This is a genomic window from Sphingobium sp. CECT 9361 (assembly GCF_918741285.1).
GTDB lineage: Bacteria > Pseudomonadota > Alphaproteobacteria > Sphingomonadales > Sphingomonadaceae > Sphingobium.
The window spans coordinates 856,222-881,954 of record NZ_CAKKNC010000001.1 but is presented as its reverse complement, the minus strand read 5'-3'; the positions used below and the strand labels follow the sequence as shown (position 1 = coordinate 881,954).

Annotated in this window: 18 protein-coding genes; 9 read left to right on the top strand and 9 right to left on the bottom strand. The window is 60.3% G+C overall.

Features of this window, described 5'->3' with window-relative positions; all coding sequences use genetic code 11:
• Positions 1 to 46: 46 nt before the first annotated feature.
• The 6 genes from LQ220_RS03935 to LQ220_RS03910 form a co-directional block, all read right to left on the bottom strand.
• The gene (locus LQ220_RS03935; RefSeq protein ID WP_230186954.1) at positions 47 to 670 is read right to left on the bottom strand and encodes an EF-hand domain-containing protein; all 624 of its coding nucleotides are present in this window, start codon (positions 668 to 670) and stop codon (positions 47 to 49) included.
• Between the two features lie 187 nt (positions 671 to 857).
• Positions 858 to 1,700, bottom strand: coding sequence for a TorF family putative porin (locus LQ220_RS03930; RefSeq protein WP_230186953.1), 843 nt, complete (start codon positions 1,698 to 1,700; stop codon positions 858 to 860).
• A 267-nt stretch (positions 1,701 to 1,967) separates the two neighbouring features.
• On the bottom strand, positions 1,968 to 3,320 hold the full coding sequence (locus LQ220_RS03925) for an ATP-binding protein (RefSeq protein ID WP_230186952.1): 1,353 nt from the start codon (positions 3,318 to 3,320) through the stop codon (positions 1,968 to 1,970).
• Positions 3,317 to 4,027 (bottom strand): response regulator transcription factor, encoded by a 711-nt coding sequence (locus tag LQ220_RS03920; RefSeq protein WP_230187259.1) that lies wholly within the window; start codon positions 4,025 to 4,027, stop codon positions 3,317 to 3,319. The genes LQ220_RS03925 and LQ220_RS03920 overlap by 4 nt, the downstream gene beginning before the upstream one ends.
• A 277-nt stretch (positions 4,028 to 4,304) precedes the next feature.
• Positions 4,305 to 5,603: a homogentisate 1,2-dioxygenase gene (gene hmgA / locus LQ220_RS03915; RefSeq protein WP_230186951.1), complete on the bottom strand. Its 1,299-nt coding sequence runs from the start codon at positions 5,601 to 5,603 to the stop codon at positions 4,305 to 4,307.
• A gap of 61 nt (positions 5,604 to 5,664) precedes the next feature.
• Positions 5,665 to 6,498, bottom strand: a complete 834-nt coding sequence (locus LQ220_RS03910) for a sulfite exporter TauE/SafE family protein (RefSeq protein WP_230187258.1) — start codon at positions 6,496 to 6,498, stop codon at positions 5,665 to 5,667.
• A 288-nt stretch (positions 6,499 to 6,786) separates the two neighbouring features.
• Here LQ220_RS03910 and LQ220_RS03905 point away from each other — a divergent pair, with 288 nt between their 5' ends.
• Entirely contained in the window at positions 6,787 to 7,137 is a 351-nt protein-coding gene (locus tag LQ220_RS03905; protein ID WP_230186950.1) for a UrcA family protein, read from the top strand.
• A 93-nt stretch (positions 7,138 to 7,230) separates the two neighbouring features.
• On the opposite strand, the gene LQ220_RS03900 is transcribed toward LQ220_RS03905, so the two are convergent.
• Positions 7,231 to 7,992, bottom strand: a complete 762-nt coding sequence (locus tag LQ220_RS03900) for a molybdopterin-binding protein (protein ID WP_230186949.1) — start codon at positions 7,990 to 7,992, stop codon at positions 7,231 to 7,233.
• A gap of 79 nt (positions 7,993 to 8,071) precedes the next feature.
• Between LQ220_RS03900 and map the strand changes: the two genes are divergently transcribed.
• From map to LQ220_RS03870, 6 genes are all read left to right on the top strand, one after another.
• Positions 8,072 to 8,902, top strand: coding sequence for a type I methionyl aminopeptidase (map, locus tag LQ220_RS03895; protein WP_230186948.1), 831 nt, complete (start codon positions 8,072 to 8,074; stop codon positions 8,900 to 8,902).
• A gap of 400 nt (positions 8,903 to 9,302) precedes the next feature.
• Positions 9,303 to 9,692: a hypothetical protein gene (locus LQ220_RS03890; protein WP_230186947.1), complete on the top strand. Its 390-nt coding sequence runs from the start codon at positions 9,303 to 9,305 to the stop codon at positions 9,690 to 9,692.
• Between the two features lie 556 nt (positions 9,693 to 10,248).
• Complete coding sequence (locus LQ220_RS03885) at positions 10,249 to 10,587, top strand: P-II family nitrogen regulator (RefSeq protein ID WP_230186946.1); 339 nt, start codon at positions 10,249 to 10,251, stop codon at positions 10,585 to 10,587.
• A 99-nt stretch (positions 10,588 to 10,686) separates the two neighbouring features.
• Entirely contained in the window at positions 10,687 to 12,099 is a 1,413-nt protein-coding gene (glnA, locus tag LQ220_RS03880) for a type I glutamate--ammonia ligase (RefSeq protein ID WP_230186945.1), read from the top strand.
• 255 nt (positions 12,100 to 12,354) lie between these two features.
• Positions 12,355 to 14,859 carry a calcium-binding protein gene (locus LQ220_RS03875; protein ID WP_230186944.1) on the top strand — a complete coding sequence of 835 codons (2,505 nt, stop codon included), beginning with the start codon at positions 12,355 to 12,357 and terminating at the stop codon, positions 14,857 to 14,859.
• Positions 14,860 to 15,200: 341 nt separating this feature from the next.
• The gene (locus LQ220_RS03870; protein WP_230186943.1) at positions 15,201 to 17,138 is read left to right on the top strand and encodes an EAL domain-containing protein; all 1,938 of its coding nucleotides are present in this window, start codon (positions 15,201 to 15,203) and stop codon (positions 17,136 to 17,138) included.
• Between the two features lie 38 nt (positions 17,139 to 17,176).
• On the opposite strand, the gene LQ220_RS03865 is transcribed toward LQ220_RS03870, so the two are convergent.
• Positions 17,177 to 19,054 (bottom strand): ABC-F family ATP-binding cassette domain-containing protein, encoded by a 1,878-nt coding sequence (locus LQ220_RS03865; RefSeq protein WP_230186942.1) that lies wholly within the window; start codon positions 19,052 to 19,054, stop codon positions 17,177 to 17,179.
• A gap of 63 nt (positions 19,055 to 19,117) precedes the next feature.
• Positions 19,118 to 20,644, bottom strand: a complete 1,527-nt coding sequence (locus LQ220_RS03860; RefSeq protein WP_230186941.1) for a phospholipase D-like domain-containing protein — start codon at positions 20,642 to 20,644, stop codon at positions 19,118 to 19,120.
• 147 nt (positions 20,645 to 20,791) lie between these two features.
• Between LQ220_RS03860 and LQ220_RS03855 the strand changes: the two genes are divergently transcribed.
• Positions 20,792 to 23,290: a zinc-dependent metalloprotease gene (locus LQ220_RS03855; protein WP_230186940.1), complete on the top strand. Its 2,499-nt coding sequence runs from the start codon at positions 20,792 to 20,794 to the stop codon at positions 23,288 to 23,290.
• A gap of 102 nt (positions 23,291 to 23,392) precedes the next feature.
• Positions 23,393 to 25,732, top strand: coding sequence for a hypothetical protein (locus tag LQ220_RS03850; protein ID WP_230186939.1), 2,340 nt, complete (start codon positions 23,393 to 23,395; stop codon positions 25,730 to 25,732).
• Position 25,733: the final 1 nt, after the last annotated feature.

Here is a 25,733-nt window from a genome sequence, read left to right as displayed (position 1 = left end):
ATGCCCCGATGCCGGTTATAAAGCATCGGGGCATGTCTGGTCTTACTTAGTTCTGCGGCGCAGGCGGCGGCGGGGGAGCCATGCGACCCTTACCGCGTTCGCCGCGCCCCGGCATCGCAGCCTTCATTTCCTCAGCCGTGACAACGCCATCCTTGTTGGCGTCCGCACGGTCGAACATGGCCATCGGGCGTGCCATGAATTCGGCGCGGGTCACAGTGCCATCCTTGTCGGCATCCTTACCCCACATGCCGCCCATCTTGCCGCGGTGGTGCATCCGGCCCATGCGCTGGCCATCGGGCCCGCCCTTGCCAGCGCGCCATTCGGCCATCTTTTCCTGGCGAGCATCGTGCTGCGCCTGAAATTCGGCCTTGCTGATCTGGCCGTTGCCGTCGGTGTCCATCTTGGCAAAGCGATCGTCGAAGCGCTTCTGGCGGAGCGTGTCGCGTTCTTCCTTGGTGATCTTGCCGTCGCCGTTCAGGTCCATCTTGGCAAAGGCAGCTTCGCTTGCGGCAGTGACTTCCGCCTTGGTGAGCTTACCATCCTTGTTGGCGTCGGCCATCATCGGGCCGCGCATGCCCATTTTCGGGCCGGGGCCGTTGGACTGTGCAACGGCAACGCCGCCCGCGACGAGCATGCTGCCAAGAGCGACGGAGATCAGTAACTTTCTCATGAGGGTGTCCTTTACTTCACTAACTGTGATGCCCTTATCGGGGCCACTTGTCCCACAGATGTGTCAGCGCGCGCCCTCAATTGTCGCAATGTGTCGCAGCGCCTTTTCGCCATCATCACAGCAAAAGGGGCGGGAACCGCATGGTCCCCGCCCCTTTCGTCAGGCAAGTTTCAGAGAAAATCGCGGATCAGAACGCAGCGGTGACCGAGAAGAGGATCGTCGCATCGGCGATCGAACCCGTGCCGTCCTGGCCTTTGCTGAAGCTGGGCTGCAGATAAGCCGACTCGCCCTTCGAGATGTCGGTATCGACATAGGCCACGCCGAGCGTGACCGGGCCGAGCGCATAATCGGCACCGACCATCCAGTCCCAATATTCGCCGGTCGGCGCAACCGAAGTCGCGAACGGGCCAAGGCCGCTGTTACCGTTCGAATAGCCAATATGGCCCTTCACGGTCAGGCCGGTGTTGGGAACGCCGGCCGACGCATCGCCCCACAGATAGAGGTTGTCGTTCTTGTCGCCGGGAACATCATACACACCCGCAGCAGCGGAAGTGCCGTTCAGATACCAGTTGCCCAATGCTTCCTGCTTGGGCGCATAAGCGACACCTGCCAGCAGGTTCAGCGGGCCGGCGGTGCCGGAAAGCTTTACATAAGGTTCGATGAAGTCGGTGTTATCGAAGCCGCCCGGATACATGTACCAAGTGGCACCGATGTCCAGCGCGCCGCCCGCCAGTGGCATTTTGTAACCGGCGACCAGATCCAGCTCCATGTTGGAACCGCCGAACGTGCCCCAGCCGGAAAGATTGGAACCCCAGGTCGCTACGTACAGGCCGCTTTCGTGCGACACGGTAAATCCGCCCTGAATTGCCAGCTTTTCGTCGCTCTGTGAAACGCCCCGGAAACGATAGTCGGAAACGATACCGACACTGCCGGAAACCGTTATCGGACTCGTCGGCTCTTCCTGAGCCATGGCGGGCGAGGCCGCGAGTACACTGAAAGCCGCGCAAGCAAGAATATAGCGCATGAACATCCCCTTTTTGAAAAGACATGTTCCGACCTGCGTCCTTGTCGTCCGTACATCTCACACGGTGTTCGCGGTGTACGGATCGATCCGGATGCCCAATCTGTATCTCTCTGCTCTCGGAGAACAAAACGACAATTGTGCAAAGCAGCAATTTTGCGAAAATCAGTGCTTAACAAGCAACAGTTCATGTCTGTTTAGTTTACAGATTGTTTCTGATTATTTCTAAAAGCCATAAATGTGCTTTTTTATGGGATGATATTTCCCAATATTACCTTAGTGCCGCCCTGCATTACGCGATTGCGCAACACCCCCGTCGCCGCGAGGCAGGGAAATAGTAACGCACAGACCGCCGGAGTCCCGATTGGCAAGATGGATAGTGCCATCCTCCATCTCCACCGCGCGCACGGCTATCGCGAGCCCGAGGCCCAGCCCCTGCGTATCGCGACCGCGCGCATCGTCCAGCCGGACGAACGGTCGCAGCACATCCTCCAGCCGCTCGGGGTCGATGCCGGGTCCGTCATCTTCGACCTGTATGGTGACATGGTCCTGATCCGCGTTCACCGTCACCTGCACCATGTCGCCATATTTGGCAGCATTCTCGACCACGTTGCGCAGCGCGCGCTTGAAGCCCAGCGGGCGCAAATGATGCGTCAGATGATCGGGACCGGCATAGCTTGCATCCCGTCCCTGATCGACGATGTCGTCGACCAGCGTCGCCGCCATCACCGCCAGATCGACAGCCTGCGGATTCTCAGGGTCATCGTCGCCGCCCAGATAGGCCAGCAGCGAGGAAACCATTCCCGCCATTTCCCGCACATCGGCCCCGATAGATTCGCGCAGTTGATCGTCGCCAATGCCTTCCGCTCGCAACTGAAGACGGGCAAGCGGTGTACGCAGATCATGGCCCACCGCAGCCAGAGCCTCCACCCGGTCCGCAATCAGCGAGTGTATCCGCCCCTGCATTTCATTGAACGCGCGGATAAGGTCGCGCACTTCGCTGATGCCGGTTTCGGCGATCTGCTCCTGCTCGCCATGGCCGATGCGTGCGGCCGCGACGGCCAGCCTGCGCACGGGCTGCAATGTCGTGCGGATCATCAGACCGGCGATCAGGCTGAGGCCGATGGCCACCACGATCATCATCGCGATCCAGGCGATCCGGAACTTGCCCTCATCCACCAGTTGCGGCGCGTTGAAGGTAAGCCAGGTCCCGTCATCCAGAGCGAGGCTCCCCACGACCACCGTTCTGCGTCCCGGTTCCCGAAGATAGAGGCGCAGCATATGGTGGTCCAACACCGGCTCCCGCGCCACGATCTGATCGCGCATTTCGAAGAGATCGGCGGACATCGGTGGCGGCGGCGGCAAGGTCCGGTGCCAGGTCACAGTGAAGTTGGCGCTCGACAAGCGGCTGGCCATCGCCGGACGCTCCGAAGGGTCGCGCTGGATCATTACGCGGCTGGCGGCGGCGATATGCTCCGCCATGCGATTGGCTTCGTCTTCGCGCACGCGCAGGCTGCTGGCGCGATCGTATAATATGGTCCCGGCGCAAAATTCGATGAGGATCGTCAGCAGGACGATGATGAGAACCCGTCCGATCAACCCCAGCGAAGGATGCAGCAGGTTCCTCAAACGCGCTCGACTTCTGCGCTGAACATATAGCCGACGCCGCGCACGGTCACGATGGGCGTCTTTCCGCCTTCGCTGGACAGTTTCCGGCGCAGGCGGCTGATCAGCACATCGACGCTACGGTCCGAAGAATCGCCCAGCCGTGCGCGCGACAGTTCGATCAGCCGTTCGCGGGCAACCACCCGTTGCGGATTGTCGATAAATGCCGCGAGCAAGTCGAACTCCGCCCCTGTCAGATCGACCACCGCGCCATCGGGAGCGCTGACTTCGCGGCGGGGGAAGTTCACGGTCCAGCCGTCGAAGCGCGCTTCACGACGCCCTGCCCCTTCATGCTGGCGGTCCATCCGGCCACGACGCAGCACGGCGCGGATGCGCGCGATAAGCTCGCGCGTGTCGAATGGCTTGGCCAGATAATCGTCCGCGCCCAACTCCAGCCCGATGACACGGTCGACTTCAGTGCCCTTGGCACTCACGAAGATCAGCGGCACATCGCTTTGCTGGCGGATCTGGCGACACAGGTCGAGCCCGTGCGTGCCCGGCAGCATGATGTCGAGGATGATGACGTCCACCGGCGATTCCGCCATGATGTTCCACATTTCCGGCGCCGAGCCTGCCGGGCGGACGTTGAATCCGTTCTGCTGCAACGCGCGCATGACCAATGTGCGCAGCGCCGGATCGTCTTCCACGATGAGAACATTGGGCGCGGTCATCGCGTAGGGCGTTCGTTGAGCATCATAAGACTTGGTTTCGGCCGGAGGTATATCGCGTACAAAATTACCCATGCTCTATGCCAATCCTTCATCTGGCGAAACACTGCTACACACCACATTATTGCAAATGTGGAATGCCCTGCAGGATCATCGCGTGCGGAACGCATCATGAGTTAATGACCGAGCATGTCCGAGACATTGTGGTAATGTAACAAAACATTGCTGGAACCGTTCCGTAGAACGAAATTTCTTTTACCTCCGCTTTGCCGGGTTGCCATCAGGGCAATTGCGCCTTGGCGAAGCCTTCCCAGCATGCGTCGTAGTCAGGCTGGAGCAGGGGGCTTTCCATCGCCTGCCGTGTCGGCTGGATCGGCAAGCAACTTTCGAACATGAAGGCCATGGTATCGGCGATATAGTGCGGCGCGAGCGTCGCATCGGTCGCGGCGCGCGTCGATGCCACATCGGGGCCATGCGCGTTCATGCAATTGTGCAGCGACGCCCCGCCAGGGGCAAAACCGCCCGCTTTCGCATCATAAGCGCCGTGGATCAGCCCCATGAATTCGCTCATGATGTTGCGGTGGAACCACGGGGGACGGAAGGTGTCTTCGGCCACCATCCAGCGCGGCGGGAATATCACGAAATCGCAATTGGCCGTGCCGGTACGGTCCGTGGGCGAGGTAAGCACCGTGAAGATGCTGGGATCGGGATGATCGAAGCTGACGGTGCCAATCGTGTTGAACCGCGCCAGATCGTACAGGCACGGCGCAAGATTACCGTGCCAGGCCACGACGTCCAGCGGGCTGTGGGCAAGCGTCGCCGTCCATAAGGCTCCCGCGAATTTCTGGACCACCTCCGTCGGGCGCTCGACATCTTCGAAAGCGGCGACGGGCGTCAGGAAATCGCGGGCATTGGCAAGGCCGTTCGATCCGATCGGTCCCAGATCGGGCAGCCGGAAAGGCGCGCCGTAATTCTCGCACACATAGCCGCGCGCCTGACCGTCAGGCAGCCCCACCCGAAAGCGCATGCCGCGCGGGATCAGCACGATATGATTGGGCTCCGCATGAATGCGCCCGCACTCGGTGAATATATCGAGACCGCCCATCTGCGGCACGATCAGCAATTCGCCGTCCGCGCAGAAGAATACCCGGTCGACCATCGATCGGTTGGCGACATAGCCATGAATGCCGATGCCCGTCTGCGCCGTGGCGTCGCCATTGGCCGCATAAGTGAACAGTCCGTCGACCCAATCGACGGGGCAGTCGCCCAGAGCCAGCGGATCCCATCGAAGACGGTTTGGACTGAACGGTCCGTTGTCCGACAAAGGCGCGGAAAGAAGCGCGGGATTTCCGCGATACGGCTGAAAGGCCGGGTGCTGCGCGCTCGGGCGCAGACGGTAGAGCCAACTGCGCCGGTTCTCTGACCGTGGCGCAGTGAAGGCCGTTCCCGACATCTGCTCTGCATATAATCCGAAGGGTGGCTTTTGCGGACTGTTGCGCCCCATCGGCATGGCCCCCGGCACCGCTTCGCTTTCGAAGCTGTTGCCGAACCCTGACATCATCGCAAAATCGGTAGGCATGGACGGTATCCTCTCCCGTCCATGTGGTATCATATGTTACTATATAGTCAATGCCGGGCGGTCAGCCATGCAGACCCTTCATGACCATGGTGTAGCTGACGAACAGCAAATAGACGCCGAAGCTGATCCTGAGCGCGCGCGGATTGAGCCTGTGCGCCACCGCGACGCCATAAGGCGCGGTAATTACCGATGTCGACGTGATAGCCACCGCCGCCGGGACGTTGACAAATCCCAGCGATCCAAGCGGCAGGCCGGGCTGACCCAGGCCTATGATTGCAAAGCCGATCATGCCGGGCACTGCGATCAGCGTGCCGACGCCTGCAGCGGTCGCAATGGCGCGATGGATGGGCCTGCCGCAAAGGGTCATCACGATGATGACGATCACGCCGCCACCGATACCCAATAATGAAGAGAATGCGCCGAGGCCGCTGGCAATACCGGCGCGCACATACCCATCGGGCAGTTCACTCCAGTAGACCTTGCCCGAAAAGGCCGGGAGCAGGAAATTGAGCGCCATCAGGAACACGCCGCCGCCGAAGATCAGCGCCAATCCCTGATTGCCGATATGATTGGCCAGCAGCACCCCGCCGCCCACACCCAGCACCATCCATGGCGCCCAGCTTCGCAGCAACTCGAAATCGACGGCACCGCGCCGCGCATGGGCCTGCACCGATCGGATCGACGTGACGACGATGGTGGCAAGCGACGTGCCGATGGCCACATGCGCAAGCTGCGCAGGATCGCCCCCCAGCAACGGCAGGACGAGGAAAAGGACCGGGACGACGACGAACCCGCCCCCGATGCCGAACATGCCCGCGGCAAATCCGGCGACCAGCCCCGCGCCCAGCATCGCCACGACCGGCACCAGCCACTGCGAAAGATCGGCCAGCGCCATCAGTATCGCGCCCGTTCGGTTCGGCGTGGATGGCAACTGGCCGGTCGCCCCGCATCGTCCATGAAAATAAGCATCCTATCGATTGGTCAATCGCATGGATCGACGGTCGCATCGCTGGGGGAGACGCCCCGCCATCATCAAACGAGCAGGAGCGGCATATCCACCAGCGCGACACCGCAAGTTTGCTTGAAAACACGCGCCACAAAGCCCATTATACAGGCGCTCCTATCTTTTCAGGAGCGATGAAGAGAGGATTGGTCAAAGACCGACCTCGCCAGGAGGATGCCCATGTCTAACCCCCGTATATTCGGGCGCGCCATCGCTGCGCTCGCGATTCCCGCCAGTTTGGCGATTGCCGCGCCTGCCATGGCGGGCTCCGACATTGTCGTTTCTTATTCCGACAATGGCGCAGCAGTGACGCAGGCCAAGCCCGTCGACATATCCGACCTGCGCCTGTCTTCCGCCCAAGGCCGATACCTCGCCAAGCAGCGTATCATGGCCGCCGTCAAAACGGTGTGCAGCCAGGACAAGGCCGTCGGTGTCTCGGGGCAGAGCGACTATCAGCGCTGCGTCAATGCTGCGCAGTCCAAAGCCATGGCCGATGCTGGCCTGACCCGCACGCGCATCGCGTCACGCTGAAGAGCGCGAGTCTTACCCGTCCGATAAAAAGAAACCCGGCGACATCCCATGTTCGCCGGGTTTCTTATATGCCGTCATCGCTGTGAGGCCGGATCAGATGCCGCCCTGCGTTACCGGACGGCCCTGTTCATCCAAAGCGTCGGTCAACTGCGCGATGCAGGCATCCAGCGCATCCTGATCCGTCGACCGCACGACGAAATTGGCCCCTACCCTGCCTTCGCGGAAAAACGGATAGCTGCCGATCTGGCAGCCATCATGCGCCTTTTCCGTGGCGCGCAGCAGGTCCGCCACTTCGCTTTCGGCGACCCAGCAACCGATCTGGCGCGATAGCAGCGGCAGTCCGCCTTCCAGCGTGCCGGTCAGGCTTTCCAGCATACCGGCGGTGATGTGCGGCACCCCCGCCATGATGAAGATATTGCCATGGCGGATACCCGGCGCGCCCGACATGCGGTTTTCGATGAGTTCCGCGCCATCGGGCACGCGCGCCATGCGCAGCCGCGCGTCGGTCAGCCCGCCGCGTTCCTCATAATAGTCCTGTAGCACGGCGCGCGCGCGCGGATGCACGACCACCCCGACACCCAGCGCTACGGCAATCGCATCGACGGTGATGTCGTCATGCGTGGGGCCGATGCCCCCGGTCGTGAACAGATAATCGTTGCGGGCGCGCAGGATGTTGACTGCCTCCACAATGGCGTCCTCATCGTCCGCGACGACGCGCACTTCCTTCAGGCGGATGCCCTGCACGTTCAGCCAAGCGGCGATCTGCGCAATGTTTTTGTCCTGCGTACGCCCGGAAAGAATTTCATCGCCAATGATGGCGAGAGCGGCTGTCCAGATGCGTGTCGGGCTGTTCATGTCATCGCCCATAGCGCGATGGGCCGTTCCGGCAAAGCACCCTCTCGCAAAAGATGATGCTTCACCCTATAAAGTGACGATGACCGAATATATGACGATGACCGCCGACGCGCCCGTGTCCCGCTCCACCGCGATCAAGCTGTACGATGAGGCAGGCTTTGCCGGCATGCGCAAGGCCGGACGGCTGGCCGCCGAGATACTCGACGCGCTGGTGCCGCATGTGGTGCCGGGCGTCACGACCGGAGAGATCGACGACATCGTGCGGCGCATGACGCTGGACGGCGGCGGGGTGCCTGCGACGTTGGGCTATCGCGGCTATACGCATAGCTGCTGCACGTCGATCAACAACGTCATCTGCCACGGCATCCCCGGCGAAACGAAGCTGAAGGATGGCGACATCGTCAATATCGACGTCACCCCGATCATCGACGGGTGGCATGGCGACACCAGCCGCATGTACATAGCGGGCGATGCGCCGATCAAGGCGAAGCGGCTGGTCGAAGTCACCTATGAATGTCTGATGCTGGGCATCGAGCACGCCAAGCCCGGTAACAGGCTGGGCGATATCGGCCACGCAATTCAGCGCCATGCGGAAAAGCACCGCTTTGGCGTGGTCCGCGATTTTTGCGGCCACGGCCTGGGCCGCGTCTTTCACGACAGCCCCGAAGTCGTCCATCTGGGCCGCCCCGGCACCGGCCCGGAACTACGCCCCGGCATGTTCTTCACCATCGAGCCGATGATCAACATCGGCAAGGGCGACATAAAGATGCTGAACGACGGCTGGACCGCCGTAACCCGCGACCGCACCCTGTCCGCGCAGTTCGAACACTCCATCGGTATCACCGAAACCGGCTGCGAGATATTCACGCAAAGCCCCAAGGGCTTGAACGCGCCGCCTTATTTGGGGTGATGGGGTTCCAGTCACTGACGTCACCCCGGACTTGATCCGGGGTCCCGCTTCACGAAACACCAGATCGAAAGCAGGATCCCGGGTCAAGCCCGGGATGACTGTAAAAGGATTGCCGGAAGCGACCATAATGTGTCACTCAACACCAAATCCTCCTGTCCAAATGTGGACGGACTGCTATTCAAGTTTGTTGAACCAATTCCAGACTTTTAGAGGTAAGTAATAAACCTCCGCGACGTTCTAACACGGATAATTAGCCTGAGAGAGGCCAGGGCGTGCCGCCGAACCACCGGCGTGCCGATGGAGTCAAGTGTCCAGGGCAGAAGAATGAAGGCTTAACCTGTCCAGCCTATACAGGTAGCAAGCCTACGCAAGCAAGAGTCACGAAAAGGTGAATAGGAGCATGTTGCAAAGCACATTCGATCCGTTACGGAGACGACTGCACATCAAATATACTGGCTTCTGGTCTCCGGCGGATGCGGACGCTGCCCTGAGCGACTTTCAACAAGCATTATCGGGCGCGGGCGCGGCGGGCCGACCTTTCACGCTGCTGGACGACCTGCGCGAATGGTCTCCGCAGTCACCGAAGATTGTCGATGGCAACGCCGCATTTACTCGAATCTTTCAGCAATATCCAATTTCTCGTAATGCTATGATAATCCCTTCAGCGCTGATCCGGCGACAGGTGGCGCGTGCTCTCGATAATGATGACGCATGGCGTACATTCGACACATTCGACGAAGCCGACAACTGGCTGGCGGAGGTGGAAAAGAGCTGGCCCCTGATGTCATAAGATGGCGACGTTTGAAATAGAGCAACGGATCGGCAGGCCAGCGATACGGACATGTTTTACCCCCGACCTCCCTAATGTAGTCACCCAGCGTTCGCTGCGGTGATGCGAATATTTACGTCGGCTCTATTGTAAATCTGCGCTGGAAGCTGACCATCCGCAAATTACCCAAGACCGCCATCCCAAACACTACCGCATGTAAGAAAAACCACCCGCCCAAATTCCAACAAGCGGTCGCCCCTGCCTGTCGCATATGGGCGACCTTTAGAGAAGTTAGAGCCCCGCGCATCAGCTTCCAGCCGACCTATCCCCACCCCCACAAACCCCTGCCCAATAATTAGGCACCCTCCCCGCAATTTGCCCGAAAACCGGGCGCAATGGACAAATCATGCTGCATCGCAGAAGCTATTCTGGCGATTCGGTAATTGGCACGGTAATTGTTTGTTTACGGATGCGACATGCGCGCAGGGGGCGTGCATAACGGGTTCGTGAACACGGTGGCGGGGCATTTACGCATCGCTGCATGCATGTTGCCAAAAAGGGGCTGGGACAAAAGCTGATGAAGAAAATCGAAGCCATCATCAAACCGTTCAAGCTGGACGAGGTGAAAGAGGCACTGCACGAAGTCGGCGTGTCCGGCATTACCGTGACCGAAGCCAAGGGTTTTGGGCGGCAGAAGGGCCATACCGAGCTGTATCGCGGCGCGGAATATGTCGTCGACTTCCTGCCCAAGGTGAAGCTGGAAGTGGTCGTCGAGGACGGCCTGGCGCAGCGCGTGGTGGAAGCGATTGCTGCAGCCGCGCAGACCGGCCGCATCGGTGACGGCAAGATCTTTGTCTATGCCGTAGAATCCGCGTTGCGCATCCGCACGGGAGAGCGGGACGACGACGCAATCTGACCCAAGGCATCATCTCAATCGGGCCGCGGCCCGACGCGAAAACATTTTTACTTTTATGACTAACGCCCGCGGGGGCACCATATGGAAGGGTAAGCAACGATGGCGAATAAGCCAAAAGACATCCTGAAAATGATCGAAGAAAAGGAAATCGAATGGGTCGATGTCCGCTTCACCGATCCCAAGGGCATCTGGCACCACCTGACCATGTGCGCAGGCGTGATCGGCGAAGATGAACTGACCGACGGCCTGATGTTCGACGGTTCGTCGATCGAAGGCTGGAAGGCGATCAACGAATCCGACATGATCCTGAAGCCCGATCTGGACGCCGTGTATATCGATCCGTTCAGCGCGACGCCGATGATGATCCTGGTGTGCGACATCGTCGAGCCGTCTGACGGTTCGCTCTATGCCCGCGACCCGCGCTCGACCGCCAAGCGTGCCGAAGCCTTCCTGCAATCCACCGGCCTGGGCGACACCGTCTACATCGGCCCGGAACCCGAATTCTTCATGTTCGACGATGTGAAGTTCGATAACACCTACAACTCGTCCTACTACAAGCTGGACGATGTCGAATTACCGACCAACACCGGCACGACCTACGAAAGCGGCAACATGGGTCACCGCCCGCGTGCCAAGGGCGGCTACTTCCCTGTCGGCCCGGTCGACACCACCACCGACATCCGCGCCGAAATGGTGACGACGCTGCTCGAAATGGGCCTGCCCATGGACAAGCATCACCATGAAGTCGCGGGCAGCCAGCATGAGCTGGGCCTGACCTTCGGCAAGCTCGTCGAAACCTGCGACCGTATCCAGATCTATAAGTATGTCGTGAAGATGGTGGCTCATGCCTATGGCAAGACCGCGACCTTCATGCCGAAGCCGATCAAGGCGGACAACGGTTCGGGTATGCACACGCATATCTCGATCTGGAACAAGGGCAAGAACACCTTCGCGGGCGACGGCTATGCCGGTCTGTCCGAAACCTGCCTGTTCTTCATCGGTGGCGTCATCAAGCATGCCAAGGCACTGAACGCCTTCACCAACCCGACCACCAACAGCTACAAGCGTCTGGTGCCGGGTTACGAAGCGCCTGTGTTGCTCGCTTATTCCGCGCGCAACCGTTCGGCATCGTGCCGCATCCCTTATGGCGCAGGCACCAAGGCGAAGCGCGTCGAATTCCGCTTCCCCGATCCGCTGGCGAACTCCTACCTGTCGACCGCAGCGTTGCTGATGGCCGGCATCGACGGCATCCAGAACAAGATCCACCCGGGCGACCCGATGGACAAGAACCTGTACGACCTGCCGCCCGAAGAACTTTCGCTCGTCCCCACCGTGTGCGGATCACTGCGCGAAGCCCTCGACAGCCTGGAAGCCGATCACGACTTCCTGCTGAAAGGCGGCGTGTTCACCAAGGATCAGATCGACGCCTATGCCGAACTGAAGTGGGAAGAAGTCGCGCGTTGGGAAATGTCCCCGTCGCCGGTCGAATTCGACATGTACTACAGCGGCTAAGCCGCCCGCTGACGAATGCTACAGGGGGCTGTTTCCTTTCCAGCCCCCTGCCAATGGAGACCCGGTTGTGCGAGGCAACCGGGTCTTTTTTCATATCGAGCGATACGCGTGACATGGAGATCGACTGGGCTGTGACAAATACCCCTGGTCACCGCTACCTAAAGGTCAGATATTCCACATAGTTTCCCACAAATCTTTCGCACGGAGATGCCGGATGTGGTTAATGGCATGAATTGATCCGAAATGGAGAAATTGATGAGCGATGTCACCATCTCCGGCAGCGTCACGACGCGCCAGACTGTACGCTCCGGCGACACCCTGACCATCGATGCCAATGGCTTTCTCCATACGCCGGAAACTGCCGTTGAATGGGATTTGAGCGGCACGTCCGGTCTGGTCCGATTATATGTCGAAGGGGCTGTTCGCGCCAGCAGCGGCGTGGCGATCGACACGGCTGGGACGGCCGACACGAGCCAAAACCTCCTGATCGATACGCAGGCGGGTTCTTCCATCCGCGCGCAAGACGATGTCCTGCGTATAGGGTCGCCATTGAACGGCGGGTCGATCGCAGTCGACAATCGAGGGTTGCTAAAATCCTATGGAGGATCGGTGATCGACGCTGTCGTTTCAGGGACGCCGTCGGGTTCTGGCCTCAGCCCTTTCTACCTTCTCAACTATGCCAGCGGCACGATACAGAGCGACTCCGGCATCGCTATTCGCCTATCCAGCGCCCCGTCGATCCCGCAATTCGATGGCTATATGTATATCAATAATCTCGGCACGATCCTGAGTAACGGGAAAGGCGCCAATGCCGGGAGTGCAATTGATACCGTCGATTTAGGCGCGTCATTTCCGCAGCAACTCCGCATTATAAACGGCAACGCCGGGTCGATCATCGCGGTAGACGCCGACGCGATCCACCCCGGAGACTATACCGAAATCACGAACCTGGGCGGTCTCATTCGTGCGGGCGGCAGTCTGGGCAATGACGGTATCGACATCGGCAGCGCAATTGGGGTCAGTATTCGGAACGACGCAGGCGGCGAAATTCGCGGTGTCAGCAGCGGCATCTCCGGCAACAATGCCGCCACTATCGAAAATTCCGGCCAGATCCTTGGGCGTCTGGGCGCGGGCATAGACCTGGATACGGCACCCACCGCGATCACCACCATCGTCAATCACGCGACGGGCGTGATCCGTAGCTACGGCGAAGGTGAGAGCATACATGTTTCCGGGCTCATCGCCCTCACCAATGACGGTGTCCTGCGCAAAGCACCCTCGTCGGCGACCGTCCTGTCCATCGGCGGCGGGACGATAGAAAATGCTGGTTCGATAACGGGGTACAACAAAACCATATTGGTCAGTGACGGGCATGGCGGCGCGGGCCATGGCGCCCTAACGCTGCATAATAGCGGCACCATAACGATCGACACGTCGCTGATCTACGCGGGATCGGCGATCGATATCATCGGAAATTCCAACGACACTATCGTCAATACCGGGACGATCTTCGGCGACATTCGTTTGGGCGGCGGAAATGACAATGTCGTCAGCGGTGCGGGGCAGTTGACCGGCACCGTCCATGGCGAGGATGGCGACGATATCATCGATGTGGGCTTAACCGGCGCACGTGTATGGGGCGGCGACGGTAACGACACCCTTACCGGCAGAGGATCGCTATATGGCGATGGCGGCAACGATCATATCGTCGGCCTTGTGGGAGGCTCCGGATACGGAAAGAACATCTTCGGCGGCGACGGCAACGACATCATAGAAACCCCCGGAGATCACAGGATCGATGGCGGCAGCGGTTACGATACGGTCATTTTGCACGCAGAGAATCGGGCGTCAGGTGTGAATTTTCAGCGCGGAACGGGGAGCTATATTGGCGACGTCCGCAATGTCGAAGCGCTCCACATCATCGGAACCCAATTTGACGACATCATACTGATCGACAAGGGCGGCACGATGGACAACAAAATCTACGGCGGAGATGGCAACGACAGCCTTTCCGCCGGGGGGGGGATCAACCTGTTGAACGGTGGGGCAGGCGACGATCACTATCTGGTCGAAAGCACGACCACGAAAATAGTCGATGAGAGCGGCGATGACTTCGTTGCTACCAAGGTAGACTATAGGATCGATGTTGGAATTGAGACGGTATCGGCGACATTGCCCGACCTGACCATCACCGGTAACTGGCAGAGCAACCGCATCTGGGGCAGCGATGGGTCCGACACGCTTTACGGCATGGCCGGGTACGACTTGATCGGCGGCAATGCAGGCGACGACACCATCGATGGCGGTGCGGGCACTGATACGCTCTATGGCAATGACGGCAACGACACGCTGATCGGCGACGGCGGCCGGGATTATCTTAGTGGAGGCGCGGGTAATGACCGCTTGAACGGCGGCGTTGAGTTCGACCATCTCATCGGCGGCGAAGGCTCCGACGTTTTTGAGTTTGGTGCGGTGACGGACAGCAGCGCGAGTGAAGCCGACCTCATTCTGGATTTCAGTCAGACTCAAGGCGACGTAATCGATATCGGCCGGATCGATGCGGCTGCAACGAGTGCGACCGATGACGCATTCCTATGGTTAGGCACAGGAGCGTTCACCGGACAGGAAGGCGAACTGCGATATGAAGCGGTTGGAGGCAATGCCAGGGTGGAAGGCGATGTCGACGGGGATGGAAACGCCGATTTCGCCATTCTATTGCGCGGCATCGACATGCTGAGCGGGGGTGAGTTTTTGCTTTAGCGCGTATTGCCTTCCACAGCCTACACCCCCTCCCTCGCCGTCGCCCCTGCGCTTCCTCCCATCAGGGCGCGTATTGGCAGCCTCACATCCTCCCGGACGTCGAACATAGCCCGTTCTGTGCGGGCGCGGTGGGCGGGTAGCGCGACGAACAGAATTTGCAAACCAAACCACCATTTTATTTATTTTAACGGGCGTACAATGCTCCCGCAAAATGCAACTATTTGCTAACCGCGATTGCACTAAAGCGGACTATGCTTCGTCGGATCGCCCCTGCTTTTTCAAGCTTTTCCAAAGCAAATCGTGCTGAGCAGACTTTGCCTGTTTCGCGCGCGGACCGGCTCGTGTCCGTATATGAGGAACAATCGGCAGGCTGGTTCTGGGAAACGGACGCAGCCGGGCAGATCACCTATTTGTCCCCACAGATTTGTGCCATATTGGTCGCGCACGGTCTCGACCCCATCGGTGCAAAGTTCGTCGCCATATTTCATCCCGACGCCAGTGCGCAGGATGTGCAGCGTAGCCTGAGTTACAATCTGACGACCAAGACGGCGTTTACCGGTTTCCCCATTCGTATCGTATCCGATACGACGAATTTTCTATGGGCGATCTCGGGACGCCCTTATTTCGATGCAGCCGGAGTCTATCGGGGCTTTATGGGGTCGGCCGCCGACCTGATGGACAAGCGCAACTCGCAAACGGAAATTCGGCGCCTCGCCTACTCGGACGGCCTGACCGGACTGGCCAATCGCGCCATGCTCAATTCCTGGCTCGAACAGTCTTTGCTCAGCCGTTCGAGCGGATTCAATCCGACCGCGTTGATGTTGATGGACCTCGACAAGTTCAAATACGTCAATGATACGCTGGGGCATCAGACAGGCGATGCGCTGCTGCAACAGGTGGCCGGTCGCCTGCAGCGACTGACTTCGGACACCGCTTTGCTCGGCAGGCTTGGGGGTGACGAGTTTCAGATCATCGTTCCGCAGGATTCCTCGCGTGCCGAGGCATCGGGGCTGGCGCGGTCCATCATCGCTTCACTGTCGCAACCCTATGATATCGACGGCATGGCGATCCAGATCGGGTGCTCGATAGGAATCGCGATCGCGCCGGAGCATGGCGGTACGCCCGACGAGTTGGTCCGCAACGCCGATCTTGCCCTATATGCGGCGAAGGATGCCGGCCGGGGCGTACATCGCGTCTTCACCGACAATCTCCTGATCGCCGCGCAAAGCCGTCGACAGATGGAGGACGACCTCCGAGATGCACTCGCAAAGGGCGAGATGCACCTCGCCTACCAGCCGATCGTGTCCACCCAATCCACGAAAATTGTCGGTTACGAAGCGCTATTGCGATGGAAACACAGCAAGTTTGGATTGATCGGCCCGGATCAGTTTATTCCCGTGGCGGAAGAATGCGGTCTGATCGAAGCGTTAGGCGAGTGGGTTTTGCGCACTGCGGCCAACGATGCAGCGCATTGGCCGGACACCGTCCGCGTCGCCGTGAATGTTTCGCCCATTCAATTTTCCAACCCACAATTTCCCAAGATCGTAGCGAGCGCGCTGGCCACGTCGCGCATCCTGCCGGATCGGCTGGAGCTGGAGATAACGGAAGGCGTTTTTCTCAATACCGATGCGCATTCGAGCCAGATGTTCAAAGCCCTGAAGAACATCGGCGTGCGCCTTGCCCTCGACGATTTCGGCACGGGCTATTCATCCTTGGGCTATCTGCAAAATGCGCCGTTCGACAAGATCAAGATCGACAAGAGCTTCGTGCGCGGCGCAATGTCCTCCGATAGCAAGAACGCGCTGATCATCGCGGCAATCGTTTCACTGGCCGATGCTCTGGGGATGGAAACGACGGCGGAGGGCGTGGAGGCACAAGACGAAATCACGCTCATCCGCAAGCTGGGTTGCAGCCATATTCAAGGCTTCGTCTATGGTCGGCCCATGCCGCTGGAGTCCGTGATGACCAGCATGGGCGACCCATCGCTGGTGCAACCGATCGGTTACAGCATCAGCCGCGATCCTCGCGTGAAAGTGTTCCGGTCGGCCAAGCTTCTTCTTTCCACCCGCGAAACAGAAATTCAAATACGCAACATCTCCAGGCACGGCCTGATGATCGAAGGAGCGACACTCCATCCCGATGACATCGGCAAAGAGGTTTTTGTCGAACTTCTAGAAGGCCAGCGCTGGAGCGGGAATATTCGCTGGGCGCACAAGGGCAAGGCGGGCGTCTATTTCGAGATCAGCCTGCCCAATGTATTTCCCGAAAGCACACGGTGACGATATTGTGCGTTGGGGCCTGAGACTGGCGACCGACCCTAAACCGCCACCGCCTCCAACGCTTCGCTCGCCGCCATCCACTGGGCTTCCGCTGTTTCCATCTGCTTTTCGATCTCGCCACGCTTGCGCATCAGGTCGCCCATCGTCAGCTTGGCTTCTTCGGGCGCGGCGGTGGAGGGATCGAACATGGCGCGTTCTATGCGGGCGCGGTGAGCGGTGAGCGCGGCTAGTGCCTTTTCCGCTTTGGTGACGGCTTCGCGGAGCGCCTTGCCCTGTTCGCGGGCGGCGGCCTGTGCCTGTTTCTGGGCCTTGCGGTCGCCCTTCGACATTTTCTCGCCGCTGTCGGACACGCCGCCGCTCTTGCCGAGAATGAAGTCGGTATAGTCTTCCAGCGTGCCGCCATATTCCTTGGCCGTGCCGCTATCCACCAGCACGAGGCGGTCGGCGACCAGTTCGATCATGTGGCGGTCATGGCTGACGACCACCACAGCGCCCTGATAATCGTTGAGCGCCTGCACCAGTGCCTCACGGCTATCGACGTCCAGATGGTTCGTCGGTTCGTCGAGGATGAGCATGTTGGGCGCTTCCCGCGTGATAAGCGCGAGGGCGAGGCGGGCGCGCTCGCCACCGGACAGGCTGCCGACTTTCTGAATCGCGCGGTCGCCCGTAAAGCCGAAGCGGCCAAGCTGCGCGCGCACTGCGCCGGGGGTCGCGCCCTTCATCTGGCGCGCCATATGTTCCAGCGGGGTGTCGGTCGTGTCGAGTTCCTCCACCTGATATTGGGTGAAGTATCCGACTTTCATCTTGTTGGAGCTGGTCATTTCCCCTTCCATCGCGGGAAGTTGCGCGGCGATCAGGCGGGCGAGCGTGGTCTTGCCATTGCCGTTTCGACCGAGCAGCGCGATGCGGTCGTCCGGATCGATGCGCAGGTTGACGCGGCGCAGGATCGGCGTGTCGTCATAGCCGACCGAGGCCATGTCGAGCGTGACCAGCGGCGGGCGCAGTTCGGGGGGGCTGGGGAAAACGAAGGAGAGGCTGGGATCTTCCATCGCGGCGGCAATGGGCTGCATCCGGGCGAGCGCCTTTTGCCGCGATTGCGCCTGTTTTGCGGTGCTGGCGCGAGCGCTGTTGCGGGCGACATAGTCCTGCAGCTTGGCACGCTGGGCGTCCTGCTTTTCCTTGGCCGCCTGCAGTTGCGCGAGGCGTTCGGCGCGTTGCCGCTCGAATGCGTCATAGCCGCCGGGGTAAAGGGTGATCTTCCCCCCTTCGAGATGCAAAATATGATCCACGACATTGTTGAGCAGATCGCGTTCATGGCTGATGACGATAATCGTCGCCTGATAGGATTTCAGGAAGTTTTCCAGCCACAACGTCGCTTCGAGATCGAGATGGTTCGACGGTTCGTCGAGCAGCAGGAGGTCCGGTTGCGAGAACAGCAGCGCGGCGAGCGCGACGCGCATCTTCCAGCCGCCCGAAAAGCTGTCGAGCGGGCGGCCCTGCATTTCCTCGTCGAAACCCAGACCGACAAGGATACGGGCGGCGCGTGCGGGCGCGGTGTAGGCGTCGATGGCGTTCAGCCGCTCATAGAGTTCACCCAGGCGATCCGGGTCTTCGCAGGTTTCGCTTTCGATGAGCAGCGCGTCACGCTCCAGATCGGCGGCAAGGACGGTTTCGAACGGAGTCTGCGTTCCGCTGGGGGCGTCCTGCCGCAGATAGCCGACGCGGGTGCCGCGCGGGCTGTCGATTTCGCCTTCGTCCGGGTCGATCTGCCCAATCATCGCTTTCATCAGCGTGGACTTGCCCGCGCCGTTGCGACCGATGAGGCCGACGCGACTGCGCGGGGGCAACATCGCAGTTGCTCGATCAAGAATGACGCGCCCACCCAGGCGCACCGTGACATTGTTTACGTTCAGCATGGCTGGGCCGATAGCACATGTTGCGGCGCAGCGTGAGGGGTGGCAGCGAATTACTTGGGTCGGCTAATCCCGGTGGCGGCGGAAGCGCAGTTTGCGGACCATATACCACCCGCGGAAAAGGCCACGCTTGGTGCGACTGTCCCCGGCGAAACCTTCGAAGATGGATTCCGGGCCTTCGGGGTCGAGCACTTCATTGTCGGCGAGCCATTTTTCGACGTCGTTGAGATCGGGCACTTCATAGGGGATGAGGCTGCGCCCCTGCCCCCGCAGCTTTTCGATCGTAGCGATCATAGAACCGGATGCCGCATATTCCCTCGCGACGGTTTCCGGCGAGACGCCCAAATGCTCGGCGATAAGGTCGTCGCGGATATCGACGATGGTCTGCGCCTGTTCCGCATTGTCCGCCACATCGAGCGCAACGTCGCATTCGGTGTCCAGCCGCAGCGAGCGATTGTTGAAGTTCGAGGAACCGACACGCAGCACGCGGTCATCGATCACAGTCACCTTGGCATGGACGTAGATCGGATTCCCCTGCGCCGTCTGGGGATGGTAAATGCGCAGGCGATTGTGCGTATCGAGATGTTTGAGCGCACTCACCAACCGGGCGCGTGCGGTATCCATCGCAATGGGTTCCAGCCAACCGTCAGCGGTCAGGGGATTGACGACAACGATTTCCGGACCGTCGGGCTCCTGCAGCCGCTTGCCAATGGCAATGGCGATGCGGCGCGAGGCGAAATACTGGCTTTCGGCGTAGATGAGCGTCTTGGCTTCCGCAATCAGCGTCTCGTACAGCCGCTCGATCTCTAGGACAGCGGGGCGCTTTTTCATCTCCGGATAGCTCCGGGCGATGGCCAGATTTACCTTTTCGAGTGTCGGCTTAACCGATGCAGGCCATTGCGACGTGATGGTGTCGAGCGGCTTCAGCGTCTGCCCGCAGGCTGCCTTCCAGCGCTCCCGTGTCAGTTCGCCGATTGCGGCGGCGGCCTTGCCATCGAACAGGCTGGTGGCGTCGTGCCAGGGTTTGTACGGCGTCTTGCTGCCCGGCAAAGTGCGGTCAGGATTATCGTCGGCGTGATCGCGCGTGTCCCAGCGTTCGCTGGTCATGTCGATGCCGCCGCAAAAGGCCAGGCTGTCGTCGATCGACACGACTTTCTGATGATGCGACGCGGCGAAAGGGTGCACGCTGTCGATCCGCGCCGTGATCCGTTTGTGCGCTTTCCAACGAAGAAGTGTCGCCAGCGTGTTGCCTCTAAAAACGGCCTTCACCATGCCCACGTCCCAGCGGAGAAGATAGATTTGCAGGTCCGGGTTGCGGTCCACAAGCCAGATGATGAAGTCCGACAATTGTGTCGGCCCTTCATCCGTCTCGCCGGGATGGCACAGGTTGATCCGTGCGTCGAAATCCCAGCCGATCAGCATGATGCGTTTTTTTGCGCCGAGCATCGCCTGACGCGCGGCGGCAAAATAGTCGTCGGCATCGACGATCAGTGAAAAATGGTCGGCTGGCTCGATCCGCCAGCAATTGTCGCCGGGGGTCAGCAATTGCGTGGTCGCGAAGGCGCCTGCCCGTCCGTCGTTCGCCCGCGTCATCACACCCCCAAAATCGAACCTTCTGCGTAACGACCGGATGGCCCGTTCGTTCCGTATTGTCCCATCGCCGTGAATGACAAATAGGGATAGCGGATTGCGATAGACTCAACCGTTCCCCAGAGCGACTGAACAATTGGAGATGGGCAAATGGCAGCGGTCATGGCGGCAGAGCGAAGCAACAGAGCGCGGATACGCAGATTATGTGGCGTAGCGTTGATTGCGCTGGCGTTTTCCAGTGCCGCCCCCTCCCCCCTTTCGGCTGCGCCCGGTGCAGCGGCAACGGCCCCTGCGGCTCGGATGGACGGGTTCATTCCCTTCACCTTCGAGGCGGCGCGCGGGAAAGTGTTGATGGAAATCTCCGCCTTCGACACCGATGTGCTGTATTATGTGTCTGCGGCGACGGGCGGCGGTTCGGTCGAGCTCCCGCTCGATCGGGGAGTGCTGGACAGCGCCGTCATCCATTTTCAGCGGGCGGGCGGCAAGGTTCTGGTCGTCGAACAGAACCTCAAATACCGGTCGCTCAATGGTGACGACGCCCATAAACAGGGCGTTGCGGATTCCTTCCCCACTTCGGTGCTTGCGGCATTGCCGGTGGAGTCCAGCACCGGGGGTCGAGTAGTTGTCGACGCGACATCCTTGTTCATGCGGGATGCGGCGAACATCGAAGCGGCGATGAAGCGCGCCAATCAGGGCAGCTTCAAATTCGATGCGGCCCGCAGCAGCTTTTATCCCGCGCGCATGAAAGCGTTCCCGGAAAACACCGAGATCGAGACGGTGGCAACCTTTGCCGCCGATGCGCCCGGCAATCTGGTGCGCAATGTCACGCCCGACCCGCGCAGTTTCACGATCCGTATCCATCACAGTTTCCTGAAAGCACCGACCGGTTACGTCCCGCGCGAGTCCGATCCGCGGATCGGGATATTCGGCCCCAGCTTCCACGACTACTCCAAACCGATCAGCGAAGGACCGGAAGAACGCTGGATATCGCGCTGGCGGCTGGAGAAAAAAGACCCGTCCGCCGCGATGAGTGAGCCGATCAAACCCATCGTTTATTATTTCGACCCCGCGATCCCCGCCGACACCCGGCAGGCGATGAAGGAAGGACTGTTGTGGTGGAACAAGGCGTTCGAAGCCGCTGGTTTCATTAACGCTATACAGGCGAAAGACGCGCCGCCGGACATGGACCCGATGGACATCCGCTACGCCTATGTCCTGTGGATCAATCGCGACGAGCGCGGCTTTTCCAGCAGCGGCAACTACAGCGATCCGCGCACCGGCGAAGTGCTGGGGTCGAAGACGCATATGGACACGCACCGTATCCGCAGCATCGGCAATTACTGGGATGCCTATAGCGGCGGGCTGCCAGAGGACGGCAGCGGGATAACGGTTGCGGACCCCAATTTGCTGACGCCCGATGGCATGGCCAATATGCCGAAGGGCCAGCGTGACATGGCGCTGTTGCGGCAGGCATTGCTGACGGCGCATGAACTGGGTCACACTCTGGGCTTTGGACATAATTTCGCGTCCAGCCTGAACGATCGCGCGTCGGTGATGGAATATCCCACGCCGCGCGTGAAAGTGACCAACGGCAAACTGGACCTGTCGGAATCCTTCCAGAAGGCCATCGGTGCGTATGATGTCTACATGACACGCTATTCCTACACGCCATTGCCAGCCGCGCAGGAGAAGCAGGGGCTCGATGCGATCATCGCCAATATGCGTGCGGATGGTATAATTTATGTGCCGGACAGCGACCCCCGCTGGACATGGTATGACGACCGCGCGACCCCGGTCGAAAACCTGACAGAGAGCATGGCCGCGCGAAAAATCATGCTCGCCAATTACGGGCCGCAAATGTTGCAGCCGGGCGAAGCCATCGGATCGTTGCGCAATATCCGGTTGTGGATGGCCTATCTGCATCAGCGTTACGCCATAGAATCGGCGGTCAAATATATTGGCGGGCAATTCCAGAACATCGTGGTGAAGGGCGAAACGCTTCCCCCAACGCAGTTCATTCCCGGCAAGGAGCAGCGCGATGTCCTGCGGCTGTTGATGGAAGCCATCGAGCCGGACAATCTGGCCCTGCCGGAAACGCTGCTGGCACAACTGACGCCCGATCCGGGCGACAATCTGGAAGACCTGTCCAACGACGATATGTTCGACCAATTGCGTGCGGCGCGAATTTTGGCGGCGCTGGTTATCGAGCCGCTGTTCGCGCCGGATCGCGGCGCGCGGCTGGTATCGCTTGGCGTTCGTCAGGCCGATGCCGTGACCTTGCCGGAAATGGTCGATGCCGTGATGGCGCATACGTGGAATGCATCGGGAGACGGCAGTGCTTCGTCTCGCGCGTTGCGTCGCGTGACGCAGAAAGTCGCACTCGATTCGATGATGGTGCTGGGGGCCAGTACCGAAACGGCGCCTGAAGCACGCGCCTATATCCTTGATCGGCTTGCTCTTCTGGCCGATGCACTGAAGGGACGGAAGGACAGCGATCCGCTGACCGCCGCGCACTACCGCCAGTCGGCACGTGACATCGCGCACTATCTGGACGATCCGGAAAAGAACGCGCCCAAGGCCGTGTCGCCCGGCTGGGGCAAGGGGCCGCGGTCACGCTTCCCCATGCCGCCGGGGCCGCCATTGGGGTGATATAAGCGCGATAATTCACAGGCTCTGCACCCTGCATCTGTGCTAAGCCTATCGAATGAAGTGCTTTCATGGGCGATTGGCTAAGCGTGGGCTATGGGCCGGATGAAGGCGACTGCTATGGTGCCGCTGTCGGCTATAGCGGTGGTTGCATCGTTGCTATCGCTTTCGGCATTACTGGCGAAGGGCGACACGCCCTTCGCACCGTTGGCGGCCTCCCCTCGCGCCGATTCACCTGTTGCGGGTGAACGGTATCGCTGGCGTCCGGTCGCTGTCGGTGGCGGGGGATTTATCACTGGCCTGTCGAGCGACGACCGCGGCCTGATGCGCGTGATCCGCACGGACGTCTATGGGGCGTATCGCTGGGACGCAGCGGAGGATCGCTGGGTGCAACTGGTGACGGCGCAGGCCATGCCAAAGGGTGCGCGCGTGCAGGATGGCATGGCCGAAGGCGTGTACGAAATTGTTGTCGCGCCATCCGATCCGCAACGTCTGTACATGGCGATCCGGGGTGCGGTCTATCGATCGCATGATGGTAGCAAAAGCTGGCAGGGGCCGGATGTCGGTGCGCCCTTATTTCAGTTCGACGCCAATTCCGAATTTCGCTTTCATGGGCCTTTCATGGCTGTCAGCCCAACCGACCCGGATCATGTGCTGTTCGGAACGGCGGCGCAGGGTCTTTGGCAATCGCACGATGGCGGGGGGACATGGGCAGTCGTTCCGTCCGTTCCGAAGCCCGCAGACATGCGCCCTGCACCGGGGCAGCAATCGCCGGGCGTCATGATCTGGTTTCAGCCGCAGGCAAAGGGCGCGCGCATCTGGGCAGTGTCGCCGGGGCACGGCATGTTGGTGTCGGACGATGGCGGCGCGACGTTCCGCCCCCTGCCCAACCGCCAGACCACCGGGCCTGTATTCATTACGCAGGGCAGCTTTGCGCACGATGGCAGTTTCATCGCCACCGATTCGGAAAAGCAGACGATGTGGCGTTATAGCGATGGGGGCTGGACGAACCTGAACGTGGCGGGCGCCATCGGCAAGGCGCCCTTTGTCGGCGTTGCGACCAGTCCGCAGGACGGGCGCATCGTGGCGATGAGCCAGGCAGGCCAAAGCTGGTGCTCGACCGACAATGGCCGTCGCTGGCAGGCCATGACGCGCAACGTGTCGGCCGGTAAAGGCGATGTGCCTTGGTTGCGCGTCGCCAATCAGAATTTCTTTGCGTCAGGCCCAATCCGGTTCGACGCGGCGAAACCAGGGCGGCTTTGGCTGGCACAAGGTCAGGGGCCGTTTTTCGCCGATCTGGGCAAAGGTTGCGGACGGGCCGACTGGCAAGGGCAAGCGCGCGGGGTCGAGGAAATCGTCACCACCGATATCGTTCAGGCACCGGGGCAGGCACCGCTGTTCGCGGGGTTCGATTTCGGCATCCATGTGAAACCCGATCTCAATGCCTATTCGACGACTTACGGTCCCAAAGAGCGCGTCATCATTGCCGCTCCGCAAGTGGCGTGGACTCCAGCCAGAGCAGGTTTCTACGTCACTAACGCATCGGACACGCGCGATTGCTGCGCGGAGGATGGCGATGCGGTCCTCGCGGGATACAGCATGGATGGCGGGAAAAGCTGGAGCAAATTTGCCACCCTACCCCAACCGCCCGGTACAAAAGCCGATGATCCCTGGCGCATGTCCTTTGGCACCATTGCCGTGGCCGCCGACACCATCGACAACATCATATGGGCACCGGCGTATAACCGGGCGCCCTTCTACACACTGGATCGAGGGAAAAGCTGGCGGCGGGTCGTGTTGAAAGGCGAAAAGCTGCCGCATACCGGATCCTATGCGCAGAAATGGACGCAGCGGAAGACACTGGCCGCCGACAGGGTAAGGGCTGGCACATTCTATCTGGTGCATAGCGGCGAAGGCGATAACGCCGCGCTGGTCGGATTGTGGCGCACGAGCGATGGTGGAAGAAGCTGGACGCGGCGGTTCCGCGGGGAAATTGCGCCCGCCAGCCAATATTCTGCAAAATTACGGGCCGTTCCGGGCAAGGCAGGGCAACTTTTCTTCACCAGCGGCGTATCTGGTGACGGCGATACTGCATTGCGGCGGTCGACCGACGGGGGAGACCATTGGCAAGTGTTACGGCATATTAACAGGGTAGACGATATAGCGTTCGGCAAGGCTGCGCGCGGGCAAAGCTATCCGGCGATATACATCTCCGGCCGCGTTGACGGTCGATACGGTCTTTGGCGGTCGGTCGACAATGCCACGCACTGGCAACGGTTGGTCGACTTTCCGCTGGGGCGACTGGATCAGGTGACAGCGATCGAAGCGGACAAGGATGTGTTCGGCAGAGTCTATGCCGGTTACAAGGGATCAGGCTGGATTTATGGAGAACCCGGTGCATGCACAGCCAAGGCAAGCCACGCCACCTGCAGCGCTGTTGACTGAA

Excerpts from the sequence above, each read along its gene's own strand:
- LQ220_RS03855 (WP_230186940.1), top strand. The coding sequence starts at position 20,792 with ATGGCAGCGGTCATGGCGGCAGAGCGAAGCAACAGAGCGCGGATACGC.
- LQ220_RS03935 (WP_230186954.1), bottom strand. The coding sequence starts at position 670 with ATGAGAAAGTTACTGATCTCCGTCGCTCTTGGCAGCATGCTCGTCGCG.
- glnA (WP_230186945.1), top strand. The coding sequence starts at position 10,687 with ATGGCGAATAAGCCAAAAGACATCCTGAAAATGATCGAAGAAAAGGAA.
- LQ220_RS03850 (WP_230186939.1), top strand. The coding sequence starts at position 23,393 with ATGAAGGCGACTGCTATGGTGCCGCTGTCGGCTATAGCGGTGGTTGCA.
- LQ220_RS03865 (WP_230186942.1), bottom strand. The coding sequence starts at position 19,054 with ATGCTGAACGTAAACAATGTCACGGTGCGCCTGGGTGGGCGCGTCATT.
- LQ220_RS03905 (WP_230186950.1), top strand. The coding sequence starts at position 6,787 with ATGTCTAACCCCCGTATATTCGGGCGCGCCATCGCTGCGCTCGCGATT.
- hmgA (WP_230186951.1), bottom strand. The coding sequence starts at position 5,603 with ATGCCTACCGATTTTGCGATGATGTCAGGGTTCGGCAACAGCTTCGAA.
- LQ220_RS03860 (WP_230186941.1), bottom strand. The coding sequence starts at position 20,644 with ATGACGCGGGCGAACGACGGACGGGCAGGCGCCTTCGCGACCACGCAA.
- LQ220_RS03885 (WP_230186946.1), top strand. The coding sequence starts at position 10,249 with ATGAAGAAAATCGAAGCCATCATCAAACCGTTCAAGCTGGACGAGGTG.
- LQ220_RS03875 (WP_230186944.1), top strand. The coding sequence starts at position 12,355 with ATGAGCGATGTCACCATCTCCGGCAGCGTCACGACGCGCCAGACTGTA.
- LQ220_RS03910 (WP_230187258.1), bottom strand. The coding sequence starts at position 6,498 with ATGGCGCTGGCCGATCTTTCGCAGTGGCTGGTGCCGGTCGTGGCGATG.
- LQ220_RS03900 (WP_230186949.1), bottom strand. The coding sequence starts at position 7,992 with ATGAACAGCCCGACACGCATCTGGACAGCCGCTCTCGCCATCATTGGC.
- LQ220_RS03930 (WP_230186953.1), bottom strand. The coding sequence starts at position 1,700 with ATGTTCATGCGCTATATTCTTGCTTGCGCGGCTTTCAGTGTACTCGCG.
- LQ220_RS03890 (WP_230186947.1), top strand. The coding sequence starts at position 9,303 with ATGTTGCAAAGCACATTCGATCCGTTACGGAGACGACTGCACATCAAA.
- LQ220_RS03920 (WP_230187259.1), bottom strand. The coding sequence starts at position 4,027 with ATGACCGCGCCCAATGTTCTCATCGTGGAAGACGATCCGGCGCTGCGC.
- map (WP_230186948.1), top strand. The coding sequence starts at position 8,072 with ATGACCGAATATATGACGATGACCGCCGACGCGCCCGTGTCCCGCTCC.